Here is a 25276-nt window from a genome sequence, read left to right as displayed (position 1 = left end):
ATCAGAAAAGGGGATTCAAGATTTAATTATTGTTTTTCAACTCTTCTAACCATTTTTGCTGCCTTTCGGATAATGGGAATTTTTCTAGTAAATCCGGTCTCCTTAAAAGAGTTCGCCGCAATGATTCTTTTTCACGCCATTCGGTGATTTTTTGATGGTTGCCGCTTAATAATACATCAGGAACTTTCATCCCTCTAAATTCTCGCGGTCTCGTGTAATGAGGATGTTCAAGTAAACCCGTTGAAAACGAGTCTTGTTGATACGATTCCGCTTTGCCAAGAACACCAGGCAACAAACGTACAACACTATCAATAATGACCATTGCCGCTAATTCTCCACCTGTTAATACAAAGTCCCCAATCGATATTTCATCCGTTGCGAGATAACGAATTCGCTCATCATAACCTTCATAATGGCCACAAATAAAAATAAGATGCTCTTCTTTCGAAAGCTGTTGTGCTTTTTCTTGATTATATTGTTCACCTTGGGGGCAAACTAGGATGATTCTTCGTCTAGTCGCTGGGCTTTTTTGTGTTAACGTATCTACTGCGTCATAAATAGGTTGTGGTGTTAAAACCATCCCTGCTCCTCCACCATATGGATAGTCGTCAACAGTTTGATGCTTGTTTTTGGAAAAGGAGCGAAAGTTGATAACATTAATGGATACAGCATCTTTTTCTTGCGCCTTTTTTAAAATGGATTCATTGAACACACCATGAAACATTTCTGGAAATAATGTTAAAACATCAATTTTCATCATTCTATTAGTCCTTCCATAGGTGAAATCGTGATTTTTTTCCGTTCTACATCGATTTCCTTTACCACTTCATCAATATATGGAATGAGTACATCCTTTTGGCCTTTTCGTCTGACAACCCAAACATCGTTCGCTCCAGGTGTTAAAATTTCTTTCACGACACCAAGTTCTTTTCCTTGATCCGTCCAAACCGTACAGCCGATAATCTCATGAAAATAGTATTCGCCATCATCTAAGCTTTGCAATTGGCTTTTAGGAACTTTTAATAGAGAACCTTTAAATGGTTCAACATCAGAGATCGATTCATATCCTTGAAATAAAAGTAAGTCAAAATTTTTATGGCGACGATGAGACTTTACGATCACTTCGATCGGCTCTTTTCCATCTTGAAAAATGTATAGATTATTGCCGATTTTATACCGTTCTTCAGGAAAATCTGTTTTCGATATGACGCGAACTTCTCCTTTTATTCCATGTGTATTAACAATTTTTCCTACATTAAACCACTGTTCAGTCATTTTCATCACCTCAACGGATTTCTGTGACGATTCCATCTTTAATAACGATCGTTTTTTCTTTCATGATTTCTTCCCAGTTGTCCCCTTCTTTCACATCGATCATTCCCATGATTTCCGTTTCTTTTAATTCACTACCTAGGGGAAGAATTTGAATTTGTTCAAGCTGGAAATCCGTTATGTTGATCTTTTCTTTCCGTTTTTCCATTTCTTTTTTATATTGGGATATTAATGAGGAATTCGATTTCGCTTTCTCCAATTTCTTTAATTGAAAATAAAGTTGATCATATTCTTTCTCTAACTGCTTTTTTTGTTGGCGAAACTTCTCAATGAGGGTATCTTTGCTTTTTTTCGTTAATATTTGTTTAACCGCCACATGGCGAAGAATTTTCATCTTTTCCCTCCCTCTAATATTTTAAGCATTTTCTTTCATTTTATCGTAATAACCGTTTAAATTGTAAAAAAAGGCGAGGTTACATACCCTCACCTTTTAATCATTAAATTCTAAAAAAATACGCTTTGCTGATTGATTTCCTGCAGCATAGACAACCGTACGAATCGCCTTGGCAATTTTTCCTTGTTTTCCAATGACCTTACCTACATCATCCTTGTGCACATTTAAGGTGTAATAGATTTCATCGTGTTTTTCATTTTTATCGACACGCACTTCATTAGGATGATCGACAAGAGCTTTGGCAATGGTTGATATCAATTCTTCCATTTACATCACATTCATTATTTGTTGTTTTTGGCATTATGGAATTTTTCCATAATTCCTTGTTTAGAGAAAAGGTTACGAACTGTATCAGATGGTTTCGCACCGTTTTTGAGCCATTTAAGAGCTAATTCTTCATCAATTTTTACTTCAGCTGGTTCTGCTACTGGATTATACGTTCCAACTGTTTCAATAAAACGTCCATCACGCGGAGAACGAGAATCAGCTACAACGATACGATAGAATGGAGATTTTTTAGCTCCCATACGTTTTAAACGAATTTTTACTGCCATAATTAAAGCACCTCCGAAATATTTTCACAAGATAGTATATTATCAGTCTTAAAAACGTTTGTAAAGCTTTTTTTCTTAACAGATTTTTTGTTTACATAAATGGGAATTTAAAGCCTTTTCTTTTACCCTTTGTCATATTTGTCATTTGCTTCATCATTTTTTTCATATCTTCAAACTGCTTTAACAGTCTGTTCACTTCTTGAACAGATGTTCCACTTCCTTTGGCAATTCGTTTTTTACGGCTTGCGTTAATGATTTCTGGATGCCGTTTTTCTTCTTTTGTCATCGAGCGAATAATCGCTTCCACATGACTAATTTGCTTTTCATCCACTTGGATATTTTTAAGTCCTTTTATTTTATTTGCACCTGGAAGCATGGAAATGAGTTCATCAAGAGGCCCCATTTTGCGAACTTGTCCTAATTGTTCAAGAAAGTCATCAAAAGTGAAGGACATTGTCCGCATTTTTTCTTCGAGTTCCTTAGCCTTCTCTTGGTCAACAGAAGCTTGAGCTTTTTCGATTAATGTCAGCACATCTCCCATTCCGAGGATCCGAGAAGCCATTCTCTCTGGATGAAATGGTTCTAATGCATCAAGCTTTTCACCCATACCAGCAAATTTAATCGGAGTTCCAGTGACAGCCCGTATCGAAAGCGCTGCCCCTCCACGGGTATCACCATCCAATTTTGTTAAAATCACACCTGTTAAACCAAGCTGATCTTGAAAGCTTTGTGCCACATTGACCGCATCTTGTCCTGTCATCGCATCCACAACAAGAAAGATTTCATCTGGATTTGCCACTTCTTTTACTTGTTTTAATTCATCCATTAAATGTTCGTCAATGTGAAGGCGACCTGCAGTATCAATAAGCACGTAGTCATGATGTTCTTTTTTCGCCTGTTCGATCGCCTGTTCCGCAATTTCCACAGGACTTACTTCATCACCTAATGAAAAAACAGGCATGTTCAGCTGTTTCCCTAACGTTTCTAACTGTTTGATCGCCGCTGGACGATAAATATCTGCTGCCACTAAAAGCGGATTGCGATTATATTTTTTTCGCAAAAGATTTGCAAGCTTACCCGTTGTCGTCGTTTTACCGGCTCCTTGTAAGCCGACCATCATAATAACGGTTGGCGGCCGCGTACTAACCACAATTTGACTTTGCTCTCCGCCCATCAGCTCGGTCAGTTCTTCTTTGACGACTTTAATCACTTGCTGGCCAGGCGTCAAGCTTTTCATTACTTCTTGACCTACAGCACGTTCACTAACTTTTTTTATAAAATCTTTCACTACTTTAAAGTTCACATCCGCTTCGAGTAAAGCAAGACGGACTTCCCTCATCATTTCCTTAACATCAGATTCCGTCACTTTCCCTTTTCCGCGAATTTTGGCAATCGTGCCTTGCAGTCGGTCGGCTAATCCTTCAAAAGCCATACTAATGCCGCCTCCTAATCCAATTTTTCAAGAGCTGTCAAAAGGCTCATGATTTCTTCTTGATGTTTCGTTTCTTTAGCCAGTTCTTTTAGCTTTTCAATAATTTTTTTCCGCTCTTGAAATTTCTGTAACAAGCCAAGTTTATCCTCATACTCTTCAAGCATTACTTCTGTTCTTTTAATATTGTCATAAACTGCCTGTCGACTCACTTCAAACTCTTCAGCAATTTCACCTAGGGAGAAATCGTCAAGATAATATAATGACATATAGCTTTTCTGTTTTGGGGTTAACAACGATTGATAAAAATCAAATAAATAATTCATTCTCGTTGTTTTTTCGAGCATCATCACTGTTTCCTCCCTATGTTAAGTGAAATGCCTTTACAAAATATTAGTGTAGCGAAATGATTTATCAATGTCAAGTTTTATCCTTAACATGTTGTTCTTTGTTTTTTAAAATTAAGCTTTATTATATTTCATTGTCATTATCATTGAAATTCGCTCGCTTGCACAGTCGAAAAGCTATGGTAAAGCAACAATCTTTTAGAAAAGAGCCAATATAAAAAAAGAAGAAGCTTTTATGCTTCTTCTACTAAGTTGGCAAATAATCCATATACATATTGCTCCGTATCAAACGGTTGCAGATCATCCATCTTCTCACCTAGACCTACTAATTTAACAGGAATGTTTAATTCGTTGCGGATCGCTAAAACAATGCCGCCCTTAGCCGTTCCATCCAATTTTGTTAAAGCAATTCCCGTTACATTTGTAGCTTCAGAAAATTGTTTCGCTTGGCTCATAGCGTTCTGTCCTGTCGTGGCATCTAAAACGAGCAGCACTTCATGCGGTGCCCCTGGGATTTCACGCTCTATCACCCGCTTTACTTTTTCCAGTTCCTTCATCAAATTCACTTTATTTTGCAGCCGACCAGCAGTATCACATAAAAGTACATCCACATTTCGTGCACGCGCAGCTTGAATTGCATCATACATGACAGCGGCAGGATCGCTTCCGGCTGATTGCTTAATGACATCTACTCCTACACGCTCACCCCAAACTTCTAACTGCTCGATCGCTCCTGCTCGAAACGTATCTCCCGCAGCTAATAAAACGGATTTACCTTCTGTTTTTAGCTTATGAGCCAGTTTTCCAATCGTGGTTGTTTTACCTACGCCGTTCACGCCAACGAACAAAATGACATTTAAACGGCCTTCTTCGATATTTAGATTGCTAGGCCCTTCTTCATCACCTTGATAGATTTCGACAAGCTTTTCAGAAATCACAGCACGAACTTCTTTTGGATCTTGGATATTACGGCGTTTCACCTCCATTTTCAATTCATCAATTAACTCCATCACCGTTGTAACGCCTACATCAGCCGTTATTAAAACTTCTTCAAGCTCTTCAAAAAATTCCTCATCAACCTTTCGATAGCGAGCTACAATGTCATTGACGCGTTCTGAAAAAGAGTTTCTCGTTTTCGTTAAGCCTTCTTTAAATTTTTGTGTGACTGAATCCGTCTGTTGTGAAATTTTTTCTTTTAATTTTTTAAAGAAACTCATATTCATTCATCCCTTTCATGATGATTTCACAAACTCTTTCGTTTCTTCAAGCTTTACTGAAACTAATTTAGATACACCGGATTCTTGCATGGTAACACCATATAAAACGTTGGCTTCTTCCATCGTACCTTTCCGATGGGTAATAACAATAAACTGTGTATCTTGACTAAAACGTTTTAAATACTGGGCAAAACGATGAACATTCGCTTCATCTAATGCCGCTTCGACTTCGTCTAAAACACAAAACGGTACTGGTCTTACCTTTAATATCGAAAATAATAAAGCAATTGCTGTTAATGCACGTTCCCCGCCAGATAGTAGCCCTAAATTTTGCAGTTTTTTCCCTGGAGGCTGTGCGACAATTTCAACACCTGTGTTTAATAAATCATTCGGGTCTGTTAAACGAAGATCAGCTCGTCCACCACCGAACAGCACTTGAAAAACGGATTCAAATTGAGAACGAATTTGCTTAAAAGTAGATTGGAAACGTTTTTTCATTTCTTCATCCATTTCTTGTATCACTTGATACAAAGTTCCTTTTGCTTCTTTTAAATCATTTCGTTGTTCTTGTAAAAACGAGTATCGCTCTGAGATGCGTTCATATTCGTCAATTGCTCCTAAATTGACTGTCCCGAGCTCTTCGATCGATAGCTTGATGAGCTTCACTTTTTTCCGTGCTTCTTCCATTTCAAGGGATAAAGGGTATTTTTCTTTTGCTGCCTCAAATGTAAGCATGTATTCTTCTCGTAATTGATTCAAGCGGTTATCTAGTTCCACATCCAAGCGATTTAATTGCACTTCTTCATCCTTTAAGTATTCATTCGTTTGCTTATGGATCCGTTTTAATTCTTTTAAATCTAATTCTTCCGCTTCTAGTTTTTCCTGCATTTTTAGCCGCTGCTCTCTCCGTACATGGATTAATTCAATCGTCTTATTTTTATCTTGAAGCTTGCGTTTTGCAGCTTCTTCTAATTGTTCAACTCCGGAAACATTATGTGACATTTCATTTGTTAAAATTTTTAAGTCTTCCTTTGCTTCTTTAAGTTTTTTTTCATTAAGTGCTAATTCATGTCCTATCCGATCAACGATTTCTTTTTCATTTTTATACGCTTCTTCTTTACTTGCCAACATCACTTTTAATTCTGTCATTTGCTCTTGAAGTTCATTTTTCGAAGCCTGATGTTTCGTTTTTTGCTCCATAAGCTGTTTCATTTCTTCGTCTAATTGTTTTAATTTTACATCAATATGTTCAACCTTTTCTTGAAGCTCAGCTTTGCGTCTATTCATTTTTTCCTGTTCTTGCATAAAAGATTGCATTTCATCATCGTATATCGAAAGTTGGTCATTAATATTGCTCTCTTTTACTTCAATCTCACGTAGTTGACCTCGAATCGATTGTTCTTGAATCCGAAGATTGGCCCCGTTTTCACGAAGCTCTTCTAATTCCTTTTCATAATCTTGAATTTTTCCTTTCAATTCCTTCACTTGTTGTTCTAATTGCTCTGTCTTCCGCTCCATCTCTCCCAATTTTTCTTGGATCGTTTCCAGTTCTCCCTTTCTACTTAACAAGGAGCTTCCTTTCGATTTGACAGCTCCTCCAGTCATAGATCCACCGGAATGAACAACATCCCCATCAAGGGTAACGAAACGAAAGCGGTATCGTAACCGTTTCGCTAATTCATTCGCTCCCTTTAGATCCTTTGTGACAATGACCGTACCAAGCAAACTCTCGATGATCGGCCGATATTTTTCCTCATATGAAACAAGTTCTGCTGCAATTCCAATAAAGGAAGGGTGAGAATCAACCAGCAAACGATCAGAAGGGGTAAGGGTCCGACCTTTGATAATGGATAAAGGCAAGAAGGTTGCTCTTCCATATGAATGTTGCTTTAAAAATTGAATCGCCTTTCTTGCACATTGTTCATCATCAACGACAATATGCTGCAAAGATGAACCAAGCGCAATTTCGATGGCTGTTTCATATTCCCTTTTCATCGTCATTAATTCCGCAATAGCTCCATGAATTCCTGTCAACTTATTTCGAGCCTTTAAAATTTCTCGTACTCCTTGAAAAAAGCCCGAATAATCCTCCTGCATCGCTTCAAGCATTTCTTTTCGTGATTTTGTTTGCTGTAAGTATTGGTAGGCTTGATAAAGTAATGATTCTTTCTTTTGATATTGATTTTTTACTTGTTCAAAGCTTGTTTGTGTATTTCGGTAATGAACAACATGCTGATTTAAATCTCGCTCAACTAATGAAAGTTTTGCTTGAAGCTTTTGTTTTGTTTCATAAATTTCCTCTCTCTCTTCAATATATTTGACATTCGCATTTTCAAGCCGCTTCCTTTTTATTTGCTGCTGATGCAGCTGTTCCTCAATATATTGAATTTCATTACGAGCAGAGGCTTGTTCATTTAATAAATCAAAATATTCACTTTTTAAACTTTCAATTTCTTCTTCAATATTTTCCTTCATATTATTCATTTCATTTTGTTTTTGTAAAAGTTTCGTTTTTAATTCTTGAACAGATTTTTCGTATTCGTTTAGCTGAAGTTGGCGAATTTCCTTGTCATTTTTTAATTGCTCTACAAGGGACGTTAATTGTTGAATGGTACTTTCTAATTGAGTTTTATTTTGCGCACTATTTTTTTTTCGTTCTTTTAAAACTTCTTTTCGACCTTCTAATTTTTCAAGCTCTTCACTAGCAAGAAGTAAAACTTGCTGCAAATCATTAATGGATTCATCTAAGGCTGTTAGTTGATCACGCATTTCTGCAACAAGAGCTTCCTTCTTTTGAATCGATGTCGACATCTCCATTTCGCGATCTTTTAAACTTTCGACTCGTTCTGTTAACAATTCCCATTTTTTATGAAGTTCTTCGATTTCATAAACAATTAATGCAACCTCAATTTGCTCTAATTCTTCTTTTTTCTCTAAATACTCTTTTGCTATAGAAGCCTGCATTTTTAACGGTTCTATTTGTCTTTCTAATTCATGCAAAATATCTTCAACACGATTTAAGTTTTCTTCTGTTTCTGCAAGCTTTATTTCGGCTTTCTTTTTTCGCATCTTGTATTTTAAGACGCCTGCCGCCTCTTCAAAAATATTTCTTCTTTCCTCTGCTTTACTGCTCAAAATTTCTTCTACTTTTCCTTGACTTATTATCGAAAAAGAATCTCTTCCTAGTCCTGAATCTAAAAATAAATCAACGATATCTTTTAACCGGCACGGCTGTTTATTGATCAAAAATTCACTTTCACCTGATCGGTAAACCCTTCTTGTTACACTTACTTCTTGATAATCGATCGGCAAAAAATGATCCTCATTATCAAGCGTTAACGTTACTTCCGCCATATTTAAACTTTTTCTTGAATCACTACCAGCAAAAATGATATCCTCCATTTTCGCTCCACGTAGCGATTTCACAGACTGTTCGCCTAATACCCAACGGATGGCATCTGTAATATTGCTTTTTCCGCTCCCGTTTGGTCCAACAACGGCGGTTACGCCACCGGAAAAATCAATCGTCACACGATCGGCAAATGATTTAAATCCTACGATGTCTAGACGTTTGAGGAACATCATGATCCCCCTTAATATGTTTAAAGTCTAACCTATTTTATCATAATCAAAAAATGTTTTGTCATGTTCAAATATTTCATCCATATCAATAAATCGTCTATTATAGTCATGCGAAAAATTCAGCCATCTCCGGTTCATCCGGAAATGGCTGAATTATTTCTCCTTTTTAGGTTTTAGTTTTTGCAAGGCCTGTTCAGCAGCGTGCTGTTCTGCCTCTTTTTTCGATCTGCCAATTCCTGTACCTAACAGTTCATCATTTAAGGAAACAGTCGCAACAAATTCGCGATTATGGGCAGGCCCTTTTTCCTCTAATATTTGATATACTAAACTCCCCTTGCCGTCACGCTGAATAAGCTCCTGCAACTTGCTTTTAAAATCCATCACATGAGAAAAAGCACCTTCTTTTATCTTTGGAAAAACGATTTTTTCCAAAAATTGAACGACGGTATGTAATCCTTTATCTAAATAAAGGGCTCCAATAAAGGCTTCAAATACATCAGCTAAGAGTGCTGGGCGCTCTCTTCCGCCTGTTAATTCTTCACCCTTTCCAAGAAGAATAAGTTTGCCAAACGATAATTCATTCGCAAAGGTGACGAGAGACGGCTCACATACGATGGCAGCGCGCAGCTTCGTTAAATCACCTTCACTCATGGTAGGGTAAGTTTCATACAAAAATTGAGAGATCGTTAACTCGAGGACAGCATCTCCTAAAAATTCTAACCGTTCGTTATCTTCATAAGGTTTCCTACGATGCTCATTCACATAAGATGAATGTGTAAAAGCCTGATGAAGAAGCTTTTCGTTCGTGAACGTGATGCCAATTTTTTGTTGAAATTCTCGAAATTCCTGCACCTTTTTCATATATAATTTTTTTGGTTTTGGGTTCATTTTGCTTGGCATACGTCATCCTCCATCTATATGTACAATTCACCCATTTTTCATACAGCCTGAACATTCGATTCATTTAGGATTTTTCTACAAACTGAAGCCCCGTTTATGAAACGGGACTTTAGTTTAAACAAATTTTACAATTGGCTTTTTATGTAGTTTACAGCGTCTCCTACTGTTACAATTTTTTCTGCTTCTTCATCAGAAATTTCCATGTCAAACTCATCTTCTAATTCCATTACAAGTTCAACAACATCTAGGGAATCTGCACCGAGATCATCTTTGAAAGAAGATTCAAGCGTCACTTCGGACTCATCAACTCCAAGGCGGTCAACGATGATCTTCGTTACACGCTCTAATACATCTGCCATAAGTCTTCACCTCCCCTCAAGTATTATAGAGGATTTATAAAAAAATGACTACAAAAACTTCATTTTTTAAAGGTTTACATAACCATGCCACCATCAATGTGAATCGTTTGTCCAGTGATATATTGACTTTTTTCAGAAGCTAAAAAGGTTACAACGTTTGCGACATCTTTAGGACGACCGAATCGATTTAGAGGAATTTGCTTTAACATTTCCTCTTTCACCGCATCCGTTAATTGATCGGTCATATCAGTTGTAATAAAGCCTGGTGCGACAGCATTAACGGTAATATTACGGCTTGCTAGCTCCTTAGCAGTTGTTTTCGTTAACCCGATGACGCCCGCTTTAGCTGCAACATAATTCGCTTGTCCAGCATTTCCGCATACACCGACAATAGAGGCAACATTAATAATCCGCCCAGAGCGCTGCTTCATCATTTGACGTGTAACAGCCTTCGTGCAATGGAAAACACCTTTTAAATTAATGTTCATCACATCATCCCACTCGGCTTCTTTCATTCGCATGAGCAAGTTATCTTTCGTAATTCCCGCATTATTGACTAGGATATCCAATTGATTGTAGCGATTTAAGACCTCTTGAATCATTTCTGCCACTTCTTCATAATCAGAAACATCTGCTTTAATGGCAAATGCATCACGTCCAAGTGCTTTTATTTGTTCAACCACTTCATTTGCCATCGCTTCATTTCCAGCATAATTAACTACGACATTGGCTCCATGTTTAGCTAAATCAAAGGCAATAGCTCGGCCAATACCACGTGAAGCACCTGTCACAAGGGCGACCTTTCCAGAAAGCATTAGTTTTCCTCCTTTAAAGCTGCTACAGTAGCAGTCATGGATTCTATATCAAAAATATTGTAAGTTTTAACGCGGCGGTTAACTTTTTTCACTAGTCCAGAAAGCACTTTGCCAGGACCTATTTCAATAAATGTCGTGACACCTAAATCTATCATCGTTTGTACAGATTCTTCCCATCTTACGGGTGAATATAACTGTTCTACAAGCTTTTCTTTCAATTCCTTGCCATTTTTAATCGGTTTTGCTGTCACGTTTGTAATAACCGGAATGGAGGCATTTTGAATGTCAAGACCATCTAATACATGCTTAAGCTCTTCAGCGGCCGGCTTCATGAGATCCGAGTGAAATGGTCCGCTTACTTCAAGCGGAATCACCCGTTTTGCCCCTTTTTCTTTCGCCAGTATAGAGGCTTTTTCAACCCCTTCCCGCGTACCAGAAATCACGATTTGGGAAGGAGAATTTAAGTTGGCCAGTTGGACAAGATCGCCTTCCTCCGTTACTTGATTCGTCACTTCTGTTAATAATTCCTTTTCCATTCCAAGAATTGCTGCCATGGCACCTTTTCCAGCAGGGACTGCCTCTTCCATTAATTCACCACGTCTTCTGACAGCATACACCGCCTCTTGAAAGGACATGACATTTGCGGCAACAAGAGCACTGTATTCTCCTAAACTATGTCCAGCAACAAAATCAGCTTCAATGCCAAACTCTTTAAATTTTGTCAAAAGAGCCGTACTTACGGTTAAAAGGGCTGGCTGGGCATGATATGTCAATGTTAATGTTTCTTGAGGGCCGTTAAACATGATCGAGGTTAAGTCGATTCCTAGCGTTTCGTTAGCTTGATCCATTATTTTTTTACTTACATCTATTTGCTCATATAAATCTTTCCCCATCCCAACTTGCTGCGAGCCTTGGCCCGGAAAAAGAAATGCCGTTTTCCCCATTTTCGTTCTCCTTTCCATCCTTCATCGATCGACATCATTCAAAATAGCTTCGCAAATGGTAAGTGATACTTGATTTAATACCATTTCTCTTGCCTGGCGAATGGCATTAAACACCGCATGTTCGTCAGAAGAGCCATGCGCCTTAATCACAGGTGCCTTTAATCCAAATAAACAGGCTCCGCCATATTCGGAATAGTCCATCTGCTTCTTTAGCTCTATGAGTTTTGGCTTTAATAAGGCAGCGGCAAGCTTAGAAGAAAAGGAACTTGTTAACGTCTTTTTTAACATCGAAAAGACAGACAGCGCTGTTCCTTCAATTGACTTTAAGGCAACATTTCCAGTAAAGCCATCTGTGACCACTACATCACAAACCCCTTCTAATAAATCCCTCGCTTCAACATTCCCAATAAAGTTTAATGAGGACTGAGAAAGTAAATGAAAAGCTTGTTTTGTTAATTCATTTCCTTTTTTTTCTTCTGTGCCGACATTTAGCAAACCGACTTTCGGGTTTTGAATATGTCTAACCCTTTGAGAATAAATGGAGCCCATCAGAGCGTATTGATAAAGATGGTTCGGTTTTGCCTCAGCATTTGCGCCAACATCAAGCATGATAAAGCCTTTTCCATCCATTGTCGGTAATGTTGGCGCTAATGCAGGTCGTTCAATTCCATCAATTCGTCCGACGATGAAAAGTCCTGCTGCCATTAAAGCACCTGTATTCCCAGCAGAAATACACGCATCTGCCTTTTTCTCTTTCACTTGATTGGCCATTAAAACCATTGAAGCATTCTTTTTGCGGCGAACAGCACGAACAGGTTCATCCGTTGCATCAATTTTTTCTTCCGTATGTAAAATCGAGAGATTTTTACGATTTTCTCCATTTAACAAAGGAATGATTTCTTGTTCATTCCCTATTAATTCAATTTCTATATCTTGGAAGAAATCCAATGCATTTAGTACTCCTTTTACGATGGCATATGGAGCATGATCTCCTCCCATGGCGTCAATTGCTAGTTTCATTCGTTGAACCTTCCTTTTTTTCATAATTCTTAGTGCGAAACATTTCAAATTCTCCAGAAAAGACTAGTTCTTGCCCTACATAACTTTTTACTTCAACAAAGGTAAGGCCTTTTTCTCGTTCAATTTTTATGACTTTCGCTTTTGCCACAACACGTTCATTTTCTTTTACTTGCCTTGTAAAACGAATCGTGGCCGTTTTCGTCAAAGCGAGTTCGTCGTCAATAACAGCCACGGCTAATGAGTTAGCTTGTGCGAATAAATGATGGCCGCGTGCAATTTGATTTCGACTAAAAACGTGCTCCTTTTTTACGTCAAAAATGGAAATGGCAGAATGGTCAAGCTCAAGGTCAATAATGTCTCCAATCACTTCATCTATTGGTAAAGAACGTACTTCATCTTTTAAATTTCGCACCGCCACATTTTTTATCCGTTCACGAAGTTCCGGAATCGATAGCTCTAACCGATCAAGGCGAATGGTTTGAATACTGACTTGAAATTTCTCTGCCAACTCTTCATCTGTAACAAACGGATTTTGTGCAATCGTCTTCTTTAATAACCGTTGACGCTCTTTTTTATTTCGCTTCATTTTTGACACCGTCCGACACAACTTTTAAGACTAGGTACTAATAGTAGTATATAATTATAATAAAGAGATTGCAACCATTTACTTTCAGTTCATACTGAAAATTAATCTAGCTTGTCACCATTTAATATACCAGTATTTCGTAAATACTCACGAAGAGGTTTATATTCATCATTTTTCCAAAAGGAAGGAGAGTTCACAAGTATGGCGGCATCACTTCTTGCTACCTCTAATGCACGATAATCATGAACTACGTCGGCAATTTTGAATTCAGGCATTCCGCTTTGTTTTTTTCCGAAGAAGTCTCCTGGTCCGCGAAGCTCTAAATCCTTTTCCGATAAAACAAACCCATCGTTTGTTTCCGTCATAATTTTCATTCGTTCTTTTCCAGTTTCCGATTTAGGATCAGCAAGTAAAATACAATATGACTGCTCATTTCCACGGCCAACGCGTCCACGCAACTGATGGAGCTGGCTAAGGCCAAATCTTTCGGCATCATAAATGACCATTACCGTTGCATTCGGGACATTGACTCCTACTTCAACAACGGTTGTGGAAACGAGAACTTGAACTTTATTTTCCGTAAATGCCCTCATCACCTCTTCTTTTTCATCCGAGGATAGTCTCCCGTGCATTAAACCGATTTGGAATCTGCCTTTATAATAGTGAGTTAACATACTATGAACGTCGATAGCATTTTGAACATCCAACTGATCCGATTCTTCGATTAACGGACAAATGACATAGGCTTGTCTTCCTTTTCGAACTTCTTTTTCGATAAATTCCAAAATCCGTTCAAGATGATTTGGTTTAACCCAATACGTTTCGACTTTTTTTCGACCTACAGGCATTTCATCAATGACTGAAACATCCATTTCACCAAATGTCGTAATCGCTAATGTTCTTGGAATTGGGGTTGCCGTCATAAATAATACATCAGGATATTCCCCTTTCTCTCTTAAAACCCTGCGCTGTTCGACACCGAATCGGTGTTGTTCATCCGTAATGACTAAACCGAGCTGATGAAAATGGACATCATCTTGGATGAGTGCGTGTGTCCCAACAATGATGTGAACTTCTCCTTTTTCTAATCGTTGTAATAATTGTGTTCGTTTTTTTCCTTTTATAGAGCTCGTTAATAGAGCAACTTCAACGGGCAATTTAGCAAATAAGCTAGATAAGGAGTCAGCGTGTTGCTCAGCTAAAATTTCCGTAGGAACCATTAATGCTGCTTGATAGCCAGATAAGACAGCTGCATACATGACAATGGCGGCAACGACTGTTTTCCCTGACCCAACATCCCCTTGCAATAGTCGATTCATTCTGTATGGCGAATATAAATCTGACAATATTTCTTGCACGACTCGCTTTTGTGCTCCTGTTAATGGAAACGGTAAGTCACTTATAAATTTTTGCAATAACTCTTCATGTTTTTTATGCTTGATTCCTTTTGAGTGTTCACGAGTAAATTTTCGAAGAGCCTGCATTTTTAATTGAAATAACAAGAACTCTTCATATACAAATCTTCTTCTTGCTTGCTTTAAATGATCATGATTTTTCGGAAAATGAATGCCTTTTAATGCATCTTGTTTCGTTAATAGCTTATATTTCTTACGCAAATTTTCTGGAAGAGTTTCCTCAACATCATTTATGTATTCTTGTAAAGCCGATTGAACAAATCGCCTCATTGCTTTTACGGTAAGATTTCCTCGTACGGAATAAACGGGCTCGATTTCATTTTTTTGCTGTGAACCGAAAAATAATTCTTGTACTGTAATCGTTTGACGATGCAGGTCCCATTTTCCCGTTACGGTAACCGTTAAATGAATGGAAATCTTCTTTTTTAAATAAGGTCGATTAAAACAAACAATGTTAATTAAGTAACGTCCTACTATAAGCCTAAAGGTTAATCTTGATTTTTTGCGGTCGTAATAGGTAAGAGAAGGTTCTGAATAAACCTTCCCTTCCACCGTCACTTTTTCTTCATGCTTGACATCCGCTAAATCTCTTAGGCGATAATCTTCATAGCGATAAGGAAAATATTCAAGTAAATCGCCGACAGATTCAACTCCAATATTATTTAGTAAACTTTGAGTTTCTTCACCGATTCCTTTTATGACAGAAACTGGTTGGAACAACTTATTTTCTTTCATTTTCGAGCGGTATTCCAAAGATCTTCGCTTCAAGCTCTCGACCTGTTGGAGTAGCCGCAAGACCTCCTTGTGCAGTTTCTCGTAAAGCTACAGGCATTGACTGGCCAATATTAAACATCGCCTCAATCACTTCATCACATGGAATGCGACTTTTTACCCCTGCTAAAGCTAAATCTGCGGCAACCATTGCGTTGGCAGCCCCCATTGCATTCCGTTTCACACACGGTACCTCCACTAATCCAGCAACAGGGTCGCATACGAGTCCGAGCATGTTTTTTAATGTAATGGCCATCGCCTCTGCCGCTTGACTCGGTGTGCCGCCTGCCATTTCGACGATTGCAGCAGCTGACATCCCGCTTGCAGATCCTACTTCCGCTTGACATCCACCACTTGCACCAGAAATAGAGGCATTGTTTGCGATAACAAAGCCAAAAGCACCTGCCGTAAATAAATATTCAACCATTTGTTCTCTTGTTGGGTTTAACACTTCTTTAACTGCAAACAGAGTTCCTGGCACAACACCTGCCGATCCAGCTGTTGGTGTTGCGCAAATGGTCCCCATCGCAGCGTTCACTTCATTTGTTGCTACCGCTTTACTGACCGCATCTAAAATCGTTCTTCCAGAAAGAAAAGAACCGTTTTGTATATATTTTTGAATGCGAACAGCATCGCCGCCAGTCAATCCTGAATGTGATTTGACCCCTTTCAATCCTTTTTCGACAGCCAGTTCCATCACGGATAAGTTCTTTTCCATCAATTCAAAAACTTCTTTTCTTGTTTTTCCAGATTGCTCCATTTCCTGCTGGATCATAACTTCCGAAATTTTCATTTGCTTACTTTCTGCTAATTCAACTAATTCGGCAACATTTCGAAACATACATGCTCCTCCCTTGATGTGCATACAGCTATTCAACAATTTTCATAACTTGTAAAATATTTGGCAATGCTTTCAGCTCTTCTAACACTTTATCGTGTATATTTTGATCCACTTCGATCGTCATTAAGGCTAACTTTCCTTTTTCTTTTCGGGAAACTTCCATATGTCCGATATTGATTTGATATTTCGCAAAAATATTAGCAACAGCCGCAATGGCTCCGTAGCGATCATTATGAGCGATTAATACGGCAGGGTGATTTCCCGATAGCTTTAGTTGAAAACCATTTAATTCAATAATTTCAATTTTTCCTCCTCCTATGGAAATACCGACAAGCTCGAGCTGGCCTTTTTCATCACCAATTATGACTCGAGCAGTATTCGGATGATCCGCCACCGCATCTTCCTCAATGAAGGTAATGTTCATTCCCTTATTTTTGGCAATCTTAAGTGATGATTTTATGTTTTCATCAAATGTATCAAAATCTAAAAGACCACCTACAATCGCTACATCTGTTCCGTGACCTTTATAAGTTTTAGCAAAAGAACCATAAAAAGAAATGGAGGCCCATTTAGGCTCTCTTTCGAATAAGCTTCTCGCAACACGACCGATCCGTGCTGCACCCGCTGTATGTGAACTTGAAGGACCGATCATTATCGGTCCAATAATATCAAACACGCTTCTATATTTCATTAAAATCCCCCACAATCTTCATCCATTTACCCGATTTTAGTTTATCAGAAAACATAACAAGATGTAATGGGTAACAGTTATTAGAGGTTTAGAAGTTCTTATTATTTTTTACAAATTTTAAAGGCTTTAATCTAAAACATTGTTGCTTTACTATACTCTAGCTTTTCAACTGTCAGGCAAGAAATACGCTTTCTATGTCACTTACAATCATGACGTGAACCGAACAAAAGGCGATGGACGGACAAATGTAATTTGTCCGACCACGTGCTTTGTTTGGTTGATGGACAGTTGAAAAGCAACAAAGTTTACAAAAACAGCCAATAGAAAAAAATAAACAACGCATATCATTCCCGCAAAGGAAAATATGCGTTGTTTCTAAAAAACACTCGAGAGCATTAGCTACATACAATTCTCAAAAGAAGCCAATATAAGATTGATACATAAAATCCCTTTACTCTACAGCAAATATATATGCATATAACGGTTGATTTCCTTTATGAACCTCTACTTCCACATCAGCAAATGTTTCGGAAACAAATTCTAATAAGCATTCAAGTTCTTGATCAGAAGCATCCTCACCTTGAAGAATTGTCAAGATTTCATCCTCATTGGTAATCATTTTCTGCAAAAGCTTTTTCGCAGCTTCAATCTGATCTTGATCTTTTGTCACAATTTTTTTGTCATAAATACCCATGAAATCGCCAGTTTTTAGCTCTATTCCATCTATATTTGAATCGCGAACAGCAAATGTTACTTGCCCAGTTTTAACGTGTTGCATTGCCTCTTCCATTGCTTTACCATTTTCTTCAAGCGTTGCTTCTGGATTAAAGGCAATTAATGCTGACATTCCTTGAGGTACTGTTTTCGATGGAATCACAATGACGTTTTCCTTAGCGACGGAGGCTGCTTGTTCAGCTGACATAATAATATTGGAGTTATTCGGTAAAATAATCACATTTTCGGCATTTACTTCTTGAATCGCACGGACGATATCTTCAGTACTTGGATTCATCGTTTGTCCACCTTCAATAACTCGGTGGGCACCGAGTGATTGAAATAACTCCGAAATTCCTGACCCCATTGCAACTGTTACAATACCGTATTTTTCTTTTTCATGCTTCTTCTCTTCTTTGATGCTAGAGGTTGTCGATTCCCCAGCTACAATACTGCTATGCTGCTCTCGCATATTCTCAATTTTCATATTGATTAAACTGCCATATTGTTGCCCATAAGAAAGTACTTCTCCTGGCTGCTCTGAATGAATGTGGACCTTCGCTAATTCGTCATCTGCAATGACAAGTAATGAATCTCCAAATTGGCTTAAATCGTTGCGAAACTGTTCTTCATCAAATCGTTTTTTACCTTCTTCAAATTTCACCATAAATTCCGTACAATAGCCGAATTCAATATCTTCCGTATTCATATGGCTTTGCGCACTTTTATGGTGCTCTGCATTGACGAGTTCCGTCATCGATGGCATCGTTTTCGCCATACCCGGCGCCTTTTCTCCTTTTAGCTCTGCCAAAAATCCTTCATAAATGAATACGAGTCCTTGTCCACCGCTATCAACAACGCCAACTTCCTTAAGAATAGGTAAAAATTGCGGGGTGCGATTTAACGACTCCTTCGCTTCTTTGACGACTTCTTCCATAACCACTACAAGATCGTCCTCATGTTTTGCTACTTGAACAGCTTTTTTTGCTGCATCTTTTGCAACTGTTAAAATCGTTCCTTCCACTGGTTTCATAACGGCCTTATAGGCTGTATTAACTCCAGACTGCAGGGCGTCAGCAAATTGTTTGGAATCAATCGAGGTTTTCCCTGCTACCGCTTTCGCAAACCCTCTAAATAGTTGTGATAAAATCACTCCAGAGTTTCCACGTGCTCCCATTAATAAACCTTTAGAAAATGCTTCCGCCACTTTGCCAATTTCGTCGACAACATTTTTTTGAACTTCTTTTGCTCCAGAAGTAATCGATAAATTCATGTTTGTTCCTGTATCGCCATCTGGAACTGGAAAAACGTTTAATGCATCAACCATTTTCGCATTGTTCGAAAGGTAGATAGCTCCTTGGTTGACCATTTGTGCAAAACGTTTTCCATCTAATAATGTTATTGACACAAACTCTTCCTCCTCTTATCTAAGGTGTCGTTACTCGAACTCCTTGAACATAAATATTAATCGAATCAACAGATAATCCTAGCATCTGATTTAACGTGTATTTAACTTTCGTTTGCACATTATGAGCAATTTCAGAAATTTTTGTGCCATAACTAACGATAATATACATATCGATATGTATTTCATCGTTTTCTTGTCGGACTATCACGCCGCGGCTAAAATTTTCTCGCCGTAAAATTTCTGAAATGCCATCTTTAATTTGATTTTTTGATGCCATTCCAACGATCCCATAACAATCGACAGCAGCTCCTCCAGCAACTTGAGCAATCACTTCGTTAGAAATATCAATTTGACCGTAATTCGTTTTTAATTCAATGGACATAAGATATCCTCCTTTTCGACATTGACGTTTATGGCTAAAATCATTTTACTATAATAAACTAAGGATGGAAAGGATATCAATGTCCGCAAGTCTCCTAATATAATAGAGCATGAAACCAAATTCATGTCAAGTATAGTTTCTTGAAAGTGTCGGCAAAAATGATTGCATTTGTCAAATCCTTATGTTAAATTATTAAAGTATCTTGAATTAATAGCTCTAATGTTAGATGATTTTCGTTGATGATAAGGAGGTTTTTCATATGGCACGTAAATGCGTGATTACGGGTAAAAAGGCAAGCTTCGGAAACGCTCGCTCACACGCTATGAACGCTACTAAACGCAAATGGGGAGCGAACCTTCAAAAAGTTCGCATTTTAGTGAACGGAAAACCTAAACGTGTGTATGTTTCTGCACGTGCACTTAAATCAGGTAAAGTTGAGCGCGTTTAATAACAAAAAAGCACCTAGAAAAGGTGCTTTTTTCTAAAAAATCCCATACATTTAAAATAGAAGCAAATTTTTTCGTTTTTCACTCTTTTTTAAAGGAACCGAGCATTGCTCGTATAATCCCGCCTAAAAATTTAGGAAGTTTAATGGTGTAAAATCTCATAGTTTCCCTCCTCGAAAAATAATCACTGTTTAGTCACTATATTATTCGACCTTTTCCATTTAGATACTGTTGAACGAGGATCCATCTCTATCACAGCTTCTTACCATCCATCATATGCCATTTATAAATAAAAAAGTACCAATGAATGAATAAGTTCGTTATTTATACATTATGTAGAAAAAAGATGAATATGACTATCATTGCTCGTTTTTTACCGGCCACTATCATGTGTCATCCGTTCTCTTTGACAAAAGATGTTTATGAATAGCTCTTTTCAAAAAGGTTGTGCTTTACTATACTATAGCTTTTCGACTGTCAGGCAAGATGTACGCTTGCTATGTCACGCGTGTAGCGAGACGTGAACCGAACAAGAGCTAATGTTCGGACAAATGTAATTTGTCCGAACACGTGCTTTGTTTGGTTCATAGACAGTCGAAAAGCAACAAAGTTTACAAAAAAAGCCTTATAATTACATGCTTCCAATGAACAGAAACACTTGAGTTAACGTATTTCCTTTTGTTAGTTTACATAATTATATTATGGTTTATAATTGTAAACTTTATAACTTTGTCAATAGACTTTCCTTCAAGATGATTAAATGTGTAAAAAAGAAGCTGCCCAATCAGTGGTTAATCTTAAGCAAATTAAGAGTTTAACACTTATGGGACAGCCTTCTGTTTTATGGATGATTTCTTAAAGCTGATATGGCCTTTTTTCGATCTTTTTCTTTAAAAATAGCAGATCCGGCAACAAGTATGTTAGCACCTGCTTCCATACATTTTTTAGCAGTTTCTGCATTAATCCCCCCATCTACTTCAATATCTACTTGCACCTTTTTTTCTTGAACGAGCTTTGCCACTTGGTTAATTTTTGGCAATACATTAGAAATAAACGCTTGTCCACCAAAACCGGGATTGACAGTCATGAGCAGGACATAATCAACATCCTCAATGACATGTTCAATCATTGCTGCTGGAGTGTGTGGATTCAAAACAACACCAGCTTTCTTATCCTCCGATTTAATCATTTGAATAGTTCGATGAAGATGTGTACAAGCTTCGACATGAACGGATATCATATCAGCACCTGCTTTGCTAAATGATCGAATATATAAATCTGGATTTTCAATCATTAAATGGACATCTAACGGTAGATTTGTAACTGGACGGATAGCCTCAACAATTAATGGACCAATTGTAATATTTGGAACGAAATGACCATCCATAACATCAACATGAATATAATCAGCACCAGCTGCTTCAACATCTTTTATTTCCGCAGCTAAGTTGGCGAAATCAGCAGATAAAATGGAAGGTGCAATTTTGATCATTTTTTTAATACCTCGGCTTTCTATCTTTTATTTCTTCAAAAAAATGCAAATAATGTTCATAACGGAAATCCGGAATTTTTCCTCCTTCAAGAGCCATTTTCACGGCACATTTAGGCTCTTTAATATGAGTGCATCCTCTAAATTTACAATTAGGACTTAGCTCTCTCATTTCAGGAAAATATTGTGATAACTCCGTTGCTTCGATATTAATGAATTCAAGGGAACTAAAACCAGGAGTATCAGCAACGAGCCCCCCAGCAATTTCAATTAGTTCTACATGGCGAGTCGTATGCTTACCTCTCCCAAGATGCGGTGATATATGGCTTGTTTTTAATTTTAAATCTGGTTTTAAGCAGTTTAATAAAGATGACTTCCCCACTCCAGATTGACCTGCGACAACAGAAATTTTATTTTTTAACACCGGGAATAACGCATGAACAGTTTCCGGTTTTTTTGATGAAATAAGAAAAACATCATAGCCAATTTTTCGGTAATTTTCAACATATTGGTCTATGTGCTTTTTTTCTTCCTCATCATTGAGTAAATCGATTTTGCTTATACAAATAATAGGGGTAATATCGTGTGCCTCGATCAAAACTAAAAAACGATCAAGTAAAGCAGGGCTGAATTCAGGCTCTACAGCTGAAAATACTAAAATGGCTAAATCAATGTTTGCAATTGGCGGTCGAATCAATTCGTTTTTTCGCTCAAAAATTTCTAAAATATAGCCTTCTTTTTCATTTTCAGCTTGATATTCAACATTATCACCGACTAATGGTGTAATTTTATGCTTTCTAAAAACTCCTCTGCTACGGCATTGTATGAGTTTCTCTCCATCTGAAACGTAATAAAAACCACTTAACGCTTTCATGATTTTGCCTTGTGGCATACGTAACCTCCTCGATCTGTTTTTAATCTTCGGGATAAGGTACTGTTTCGGAAAGAATGACTCGATGATCGACTAAAATTTGATAATAAGCGCTCTGACCTGGTTCAATTGTTAGTTCAATCGTTTTTGTTGATGGTTCTGTTATTTTAAACGTTTCATATGGTTGATCGAAGGAATGTTTAGCGTCGTTCACAAAAATTTCAACCTCTGCCTCTTCTTTTGGATCTTCTGACTCATACGGTATCTGAACTTCAATCTTCACCTTTTTGACTGGTTTCTCTTCAGGTCCTAATGAAAAAACAACTTCAATCGATTCGCCAGGCAAAAGCTCCTTACCAGCTTTGGGTGCTTGAGAAATGACTTCACCTTCAGGAATTTGATCGGAATGCTCCTCTTTAGCGATTAATTTTAAGTTTTGATCCTTCGCATAATTTTCGACCGCTTCCCTTGTATAGCCTGTTAAATCGGCTAATTTTATTTTTTGTGGTCCTTTGCTGACGATAAAATTCAACTCATCTTCAGACGGAATGATTTCTGCACCTTCCTCCGGCGACTGTTCAATAATAGTCCCAGGGTTTTCTTTGTGATAAACTTCTTCAACGTTTATATTGGAAAATCCTTTCTTTTCCAAAATCGTACGGACACGATCAATATCTTCTCCTACAAAATTGTCAATCGCAACTTTTTTCTTCCCAGCACTTTTATAAATGGTAATAGAACTTCCTTCTTTCACCATTTCACCTGCTTCTGGACTCGTTTTGATAACATATCCTTCTTCAATTTCATCGTTCTCTAAAATAATCGGATCATCTATATGAAATCCATTTGAAACAAGAAGATTCACGGCTTCTTCATATTTCATGCGTGATACGTCTGGAACTTTCACATCTTTTGGCAAAAGAAGAGAAGGTAATACCGTTAAAGCTAAAACAGCTGCCATTATAAGCACAACGATGGAGATGATAAAAAACTTTAGCCAGCGTCGTTTTTTCTTTCTCGGCTTTCGATCAGATGATTTTTCATTTGATCCATCGGAATGTTTTTCATCTTTAGATGAATGCACGATTGTATTTTCATTCAGCTTTTCAAATGGTTTATCTTGAATAATAGGAATCGCTTTTGTCACTTCTTCATTAGATTCAGGAATAGTATATCTCTTTTCATTTCTTCGATCAGCATGAAAAGCCGTCAAAATATCTTGCTGCATCTCTTCAACAGAGTTATATCGGTGTATAGGATCTTTTGCCATTGCTTTTAAAATAATATTTTCTACACTTTGCGGAATGGCAGGATTCCATCTTTTTGGAGAGGGAGCCTCTGATTGTAGGTGTTTGAGTGCAATAGAAACGGCAGACTCCCCGTCAAAAGGCAAGCGTCCTGCTAACATTTCATACAAGACGACTCCTAATGAATAAATATCGGACTTTTTCGTTGCCAAGCCGCCTCTAGCCTGTTCAGGAGATAAATAGTGAACAGAGCCTAAAATCGAATTCGTATGAGTAATGGTCGTTGAAGTTATGGCCATGGCAATACCAAAATCGGTAACCTTCACATTACCATTATGATCAATTAATATATTGTGAGGCTTTATGTCTCGATGAACGATATGATTTTCATGAGCATGAGCAATCGCCGAAACGATTTGATCCATAATGTTTAAGGCTTCGCGAGGATTTAGCGGTGCGTTCCTTTGTATGTATTGCTTCAACGTTTGTCCAGCAACATATTCCATCACAATGTAATAAATGTTATCTTCTTCACCCACGTCATAAATACTAACAATATTTGGATGGTCTAAGCTTGTAGCGGATTGGGCTTCACGACGAAATCTACGTATAAACTCTTCATCATTCACAAAGTCAAATCGTAAAATTTTAATCGCAACATTTCGTTCTAAAATAATATCTCTTGCTAAATATACATTAGCCATTCCTCCGCCGCCAATAACTTCTAATATTTTATATCGGCCACTAATTCGCTTACCTATTAACAACAGTGATCACTCTCTTCTCTTGAATCATGTTGATATAATACGATGGATATGTTGTCTTCTCCACCATTTTCATTAGCCCGATGGATGAGTTGTTCCGCTTTATCTTTTAGTGACCGATCTGATTGTAATATGTCTATCATTTCTTTTTCTTGAACTTTATTGGATAGACCATCTGAGCAAAGCATCACGATGTCGTTATGTTCTAACCCAATTGTTTTAATATCTGCACTTACTGTTTGTTCTGTGCCTAAAGCTCTTAATAAAATATTTTTCCTTGGGTGCTCTTTTGCATCTTCTTTGCTAATTTGCCCTGATTTTACAAGCTCATTTACTAATGAATGATCTTCGGTAATTTGCTGAAAGCCGCTCTTATTAAAAATATAGCAGCGGCTATCACCGATGTGGCTGATTGTTGCATAATGTTCCGTGCAAATCGCTCCAACAAATGTCGTACCCATCCCTTTACATTCCGGATTTTTGTTGGCATGATCAAACAAACTGCTATTCACTGCTTCTATACTTTCCTTAAACCATGTTTCTGCCATCTTTGCAGAAGTCATTTTCTCCGCTTCATTCCACCGTTTTTTAAAATGCTGTATCGTCAACTGACTTGCAACATCCCCAGCAAGATGCCCTCCCATTCCGTCAGCAACAATTGCAAGCAGCTGTCCATGAGGATTTCGTATGACACCAACAGAATCTTCATTATGGGGACGAACTCTTCCTTTATCGGTTAAATAAATTGCTTTCATGTG

26 protein-coding genes are annotated in these 25276 nt (G+C 37.7%); 1 reads left to right on the top strand and 25 read right to left on the bottom strand.

What is annotated here, in order from left to right:
• Positions 1-22 precede the first annotated feature (22 nt).
• The 20 genes from trmD to J2S06_RS03830 form a co-directional block, all read right to left on the bottom strand.
• Positions 23-757, bottom strand: coding sequence for a tRNA (guanosine(37)-N1)-methyltransferase TrmD (gene trmD, locus J2S06_RS03925; protein WP_419151458.1), 735 nt, complete (start codon positions 755-757; stop codon positions 23-25).
• The gene (gene rimM / locus J2S06_RS03920) at positions 757-1275 is read right to left on the bottom strand and encodes a ribosome maturation factor RimM (RefSeq protein WP_152643018.1); all 519 of its coding nucleotides are present in this window, start codon (positions 1273-1275) and stop codon (positions 757-759) included. Before rimM ends, trmD begins: the two co-directional genes overlap by 1 nt.
• 10 nt (positions 1276-1285) lie before the next feature.
• Positions 1286-1666 (bottom strand): YlqD family protein, encoded by a 381-nt coding sequence (locus J2S06_RS03915; RefSeq protein WP_044895571.1) that lies wholly within the window; start codon positions 1664-1666, stop codon positions 1286-1288.
• 96 nt (positions 1667-1762) lie between these two features.
• Positions 1763-1993 (bottom strand): KH domain-containing protein, encoded by a 231-nt coding sequence (locus tag J2S06_RS03910; RefSeq protein ID WP_044895570.1) that lies wholly within the window; start codon positions 1991-1993, stop codon positions 1763-1765.
• A 14-nt stretch (positions 1994-2007) separates the two neighbouring features.
• On the bottom strand, positions 2008-2280 hold the full coding sequence (gene rpsP, locus J2S06_RS03905) for a 30S ribosomal protein S16 (RefSeq protein ID WP_044895569.1): 273 nt from the start codon (positions 2278-2280) through the stop codon (positions 2008-2010).
• Between the two features lie 91 nt (positions 2281-2371).
• Positions 2372-3712: a signal recognition particle protein gene (gene ffh, locus J2S06_RS03900; protein ID WP_044895568.1), complete on the bottom strand. Its 1341-nt coding sequence runs from the start codon at positions 3710-3712 to the stop codon at positions 2372-2374.
• Positions 3713-3726: 14 nt separating this feature from the next.
• Positions 3727-4059: a putative DNA-binding protein gene (locus J2S06_RS03895; RefSeq protein ID WP_152643017.1), complete on the bottom strand. Its 333-nt coding sequence runs from the start codon at positions 4057-4059 to the stop codon at positions 3727-3729.
• Positions 4060-4289: 230 nt separating this feature from the next.
• Positions 4290-5273 (bottom strand): signal recognition particle-docking protein FtsY, encoded by a 984-nt coding sequence (gene ftsY, locus J2S06_RS03890; RefSeq protein ID WP_044895567.1) that lies wholly within the window; start codon positions 5271-5273, stop codon positions 4290-4292.
• Between the two features lie 15 nt (positions 5274-5288).
• Positions 5289-8855, bottom strand: coding sequence for a chromosome segregation protein SMC (smc, locus tag J2S06_RS03885; protein ID WP_419151331.1), 3567 nt, complete (start codon positions 8853-8855; stop codon positions 5289-5291).
• Between the two features lie 153 nt (positions 8856-9008).
• Complete coding sequence (rnc, locus tag J2S06_RS03880; protein WP_419151330.1) at positions 9009-9755, bottom strand: ribonuclease III; 747 nt, start codon at positions 9753-9755, stop codon at positions 9009-9011.
• Between the two features lie 125 nt (positions 9756-9880).
• Entirely contained in the window at positions 9881-10114 is a 234-nt protein-coding gene (acpP, locus tag J2S06_RS03875; protein ID WP_044895564.1) for an acyl carrier protein, read from the bottom strand.
• Positions 10115-10188: 74 nt separating this feature from the next.
• Entirely contained in the window at positions 10189-10929 is a 741-nt protein-coding gene (gene fabG, locus J2S06_RS03870) for a 3-oxoacyl-[acyl-carrier-protein] reductase (protein ID WP_419151329.1), read from the bottom strand.
• Entirely contained in the window at positions 10929-11873 is a 945-nt protein-coding gene (fabD, locus tag J2S06_RS03865; RefSeq protein WP_044895562.1) for an ACP S-malonyltransferase, read from the bottom strand. The genes fabG and fabD overlap by 1 nt, the downstream gene beginning before the upstream one ends.
• 21 nt (positions 11874-11894) lie before the next feature.
• The gene (gene plsX / locus J2S06_RS03860; protein ID WP_044895561.1) at positions 11895-12893 is read right to left on the bottom strand and encodes a phosphate acyltransferase PlsX; all 999 of its coding nucleotides are present in this window, start codon (positions 12891-12893) and stop codon (positions 11895-11897) included.
• Positions 12877-13479 carry a transcription factor FapR gene (gene fapR, locus J2S06_RS03855; RefSeq protein WP_044895560.1) on the bottom strand — a complete coding sequence of 201 codons (603 nt, stop codon included), beginning with the start codon at positions 13477-13479 and terminating at the stop codon, positions 12877-12879. The genes plsX and fapR overlap by 17 nt, the downstream gene beginning before the upstream one ends.
• A 101-nt stretch (positions 13480-13580) precedes the next feature.
• Positions 13581-15629, bottom strand: coding sequence for an ATP-dependent DNA helicase RecG (gene recG / locus J2S06_RS03850; RefSeq protein WP_419151457.1), 2049 nt, complete (start codon positions 15627-15629; stop codon positions 13581-13583).
• Positions 15616-16506: an L-serine ammonia-lyase, iron-sulfur-dependent, subunit alpha gene (gene sdaAA, locus J2S06_RS03845; protein WP_419151328.1), complete on the bottom strand. Its 891-nt coding sequence runs from the start codon at positions 16504-16506 to the stop codon at positions 15616-15618. Before sdaAA ends, recG begins: the two co-directional genes overlap by 14 nt.
• A gap of 28 nt (positions 16507-16534) precedes the next feature.
• Positions 16535-17197, bottom strand: coding sequence for an L-serine ammonia-lyase, iron-sulfur-dependent subunit beta (gene sdaAB, locus J2S06_RS03840; RefSeq protein ID WP_044895558.1), 663 nt, complete (start codon positions 17195-17197; stop codon positions 16535-16537).
• 451 nt (positions 17198-17648) lie between these two features.
• On the bottom strand, positions 17649-19319 hold the full coding sequence (locus J2S06_RS03835) for a DAK2 domain-containing protein (protein ID WP_419151327.1): 1671 nt from the start codon (positions 19317-19319) through the stop codon (positions 17649-17651).
• 19 nt (positions 19320-19338) lie between these two features.
• A complete protein-coding gene (locus J2S06_RS03830) occupies positions 19339-19701 on the bottom strand; it encodes an Asp23/Gls24 family envelope stress response protein (RefSeq protein ID WP_044895556.1) in 363 nt (120 codons plus the stop codon).
• Positions 19702-19960: 259 nt separating this feature from the next.
• On the opposite strand from J2S06_RS03830, the gene rpmB reads away from it, so the two are divergent.
• Positions 19961-20149 (top strand): 50S ribosomal protein L28, encoded by a 189-nt coding sequence (gene rpmB / locus J2S06_RS03825; protein ID WP_044895555.1) that lies wholly within the window; start codon positions 19961-19963, stop codon positions 20147-20149.
• Positions 20150-20228: 79 nt separating this feature from the next.
• On the opposite strand, the gene spoVM is transcribed toward rpmB, so the two are convergent.
• From spoVM to J2S06_RS03800, 5 genes are all read right to left on the bottom strand, one after another.
• A complete protein-coding gene (gene spoVM / locus J2S06_RS03820; RefSeq protein ID WP_044895554.1) occupies positions 20229-20309 on the bottom strand; it encodes a stage V sporulation protein SpoVM in 81 nt (26 codons plus the stop codon).
• 679 nt (positions 20310-20988) lie between these two features.
• Positions 20989-21639, bottom strand: coding sequence for a ribulose-phosphate 3-epimerase (gene rpe, locus J2S06_RS03815; protein WP_044895553.1), 651 nt, complete (start codon positions 21637-21639; stop codon positions 20989-20991).
• Between the two features lie 4 nt (positions 21640-21643).
• Positions 21644-22528 (bottom strand): ribosome small subunit-dependent GTPase A, encoded by an 885-nt coding sequence (gene rsgA, locus J2S06_RS03810; RefSeq protein WP_044895552.1) that lies wholly within the window; start codon positions 22526-22528, stop codon positions 21644-21646.
• A 22-nt stretch (positions 22529-22550) separates the two neighbouring features.
• The gene (gene pknB, locus J2S06_RS03805) at positions 22551-24521 is read right to left on the bottom strand and encodes a Stk1 family PASTA domain-containing Ser/Thr kinase (RefSeq protein WP_419151326.1); all 1971 of its coding nucleotides are present in this window, start codon (positions 24519-24521) and stop codon (positions 22551-22553) included.
• A complete protein-coding gene (locus tag J2S06_RS03800) occupies positions 24515-25273 on the bottom strand; it encodes a Stp1/IreP family PP2C-type Ser/Thr phosphatase (RefSeq protein WP_044895550.1) in 759 nt (252 codons plus the stop codon). The genes pknB and J2S06_RS03800 overlap by 7 nt, the downstream gene beginning before the upstream one ends.
• Between the last annotated feature and the right edge of the window lie 3 nt (positions 25274-25276).

Source organism: Bacillus alveayuensis (assembly GCA_030812955.1).
Lineage (GTDB): Bacteria > Bacillota > Bacilli > Bacillales > Aeribacillaceae > Bacillus_CB > Bacillus_CB alveayuensis.
This window is presented reverse-complemented; position numbering and strand designations above follow the sequence as displayed.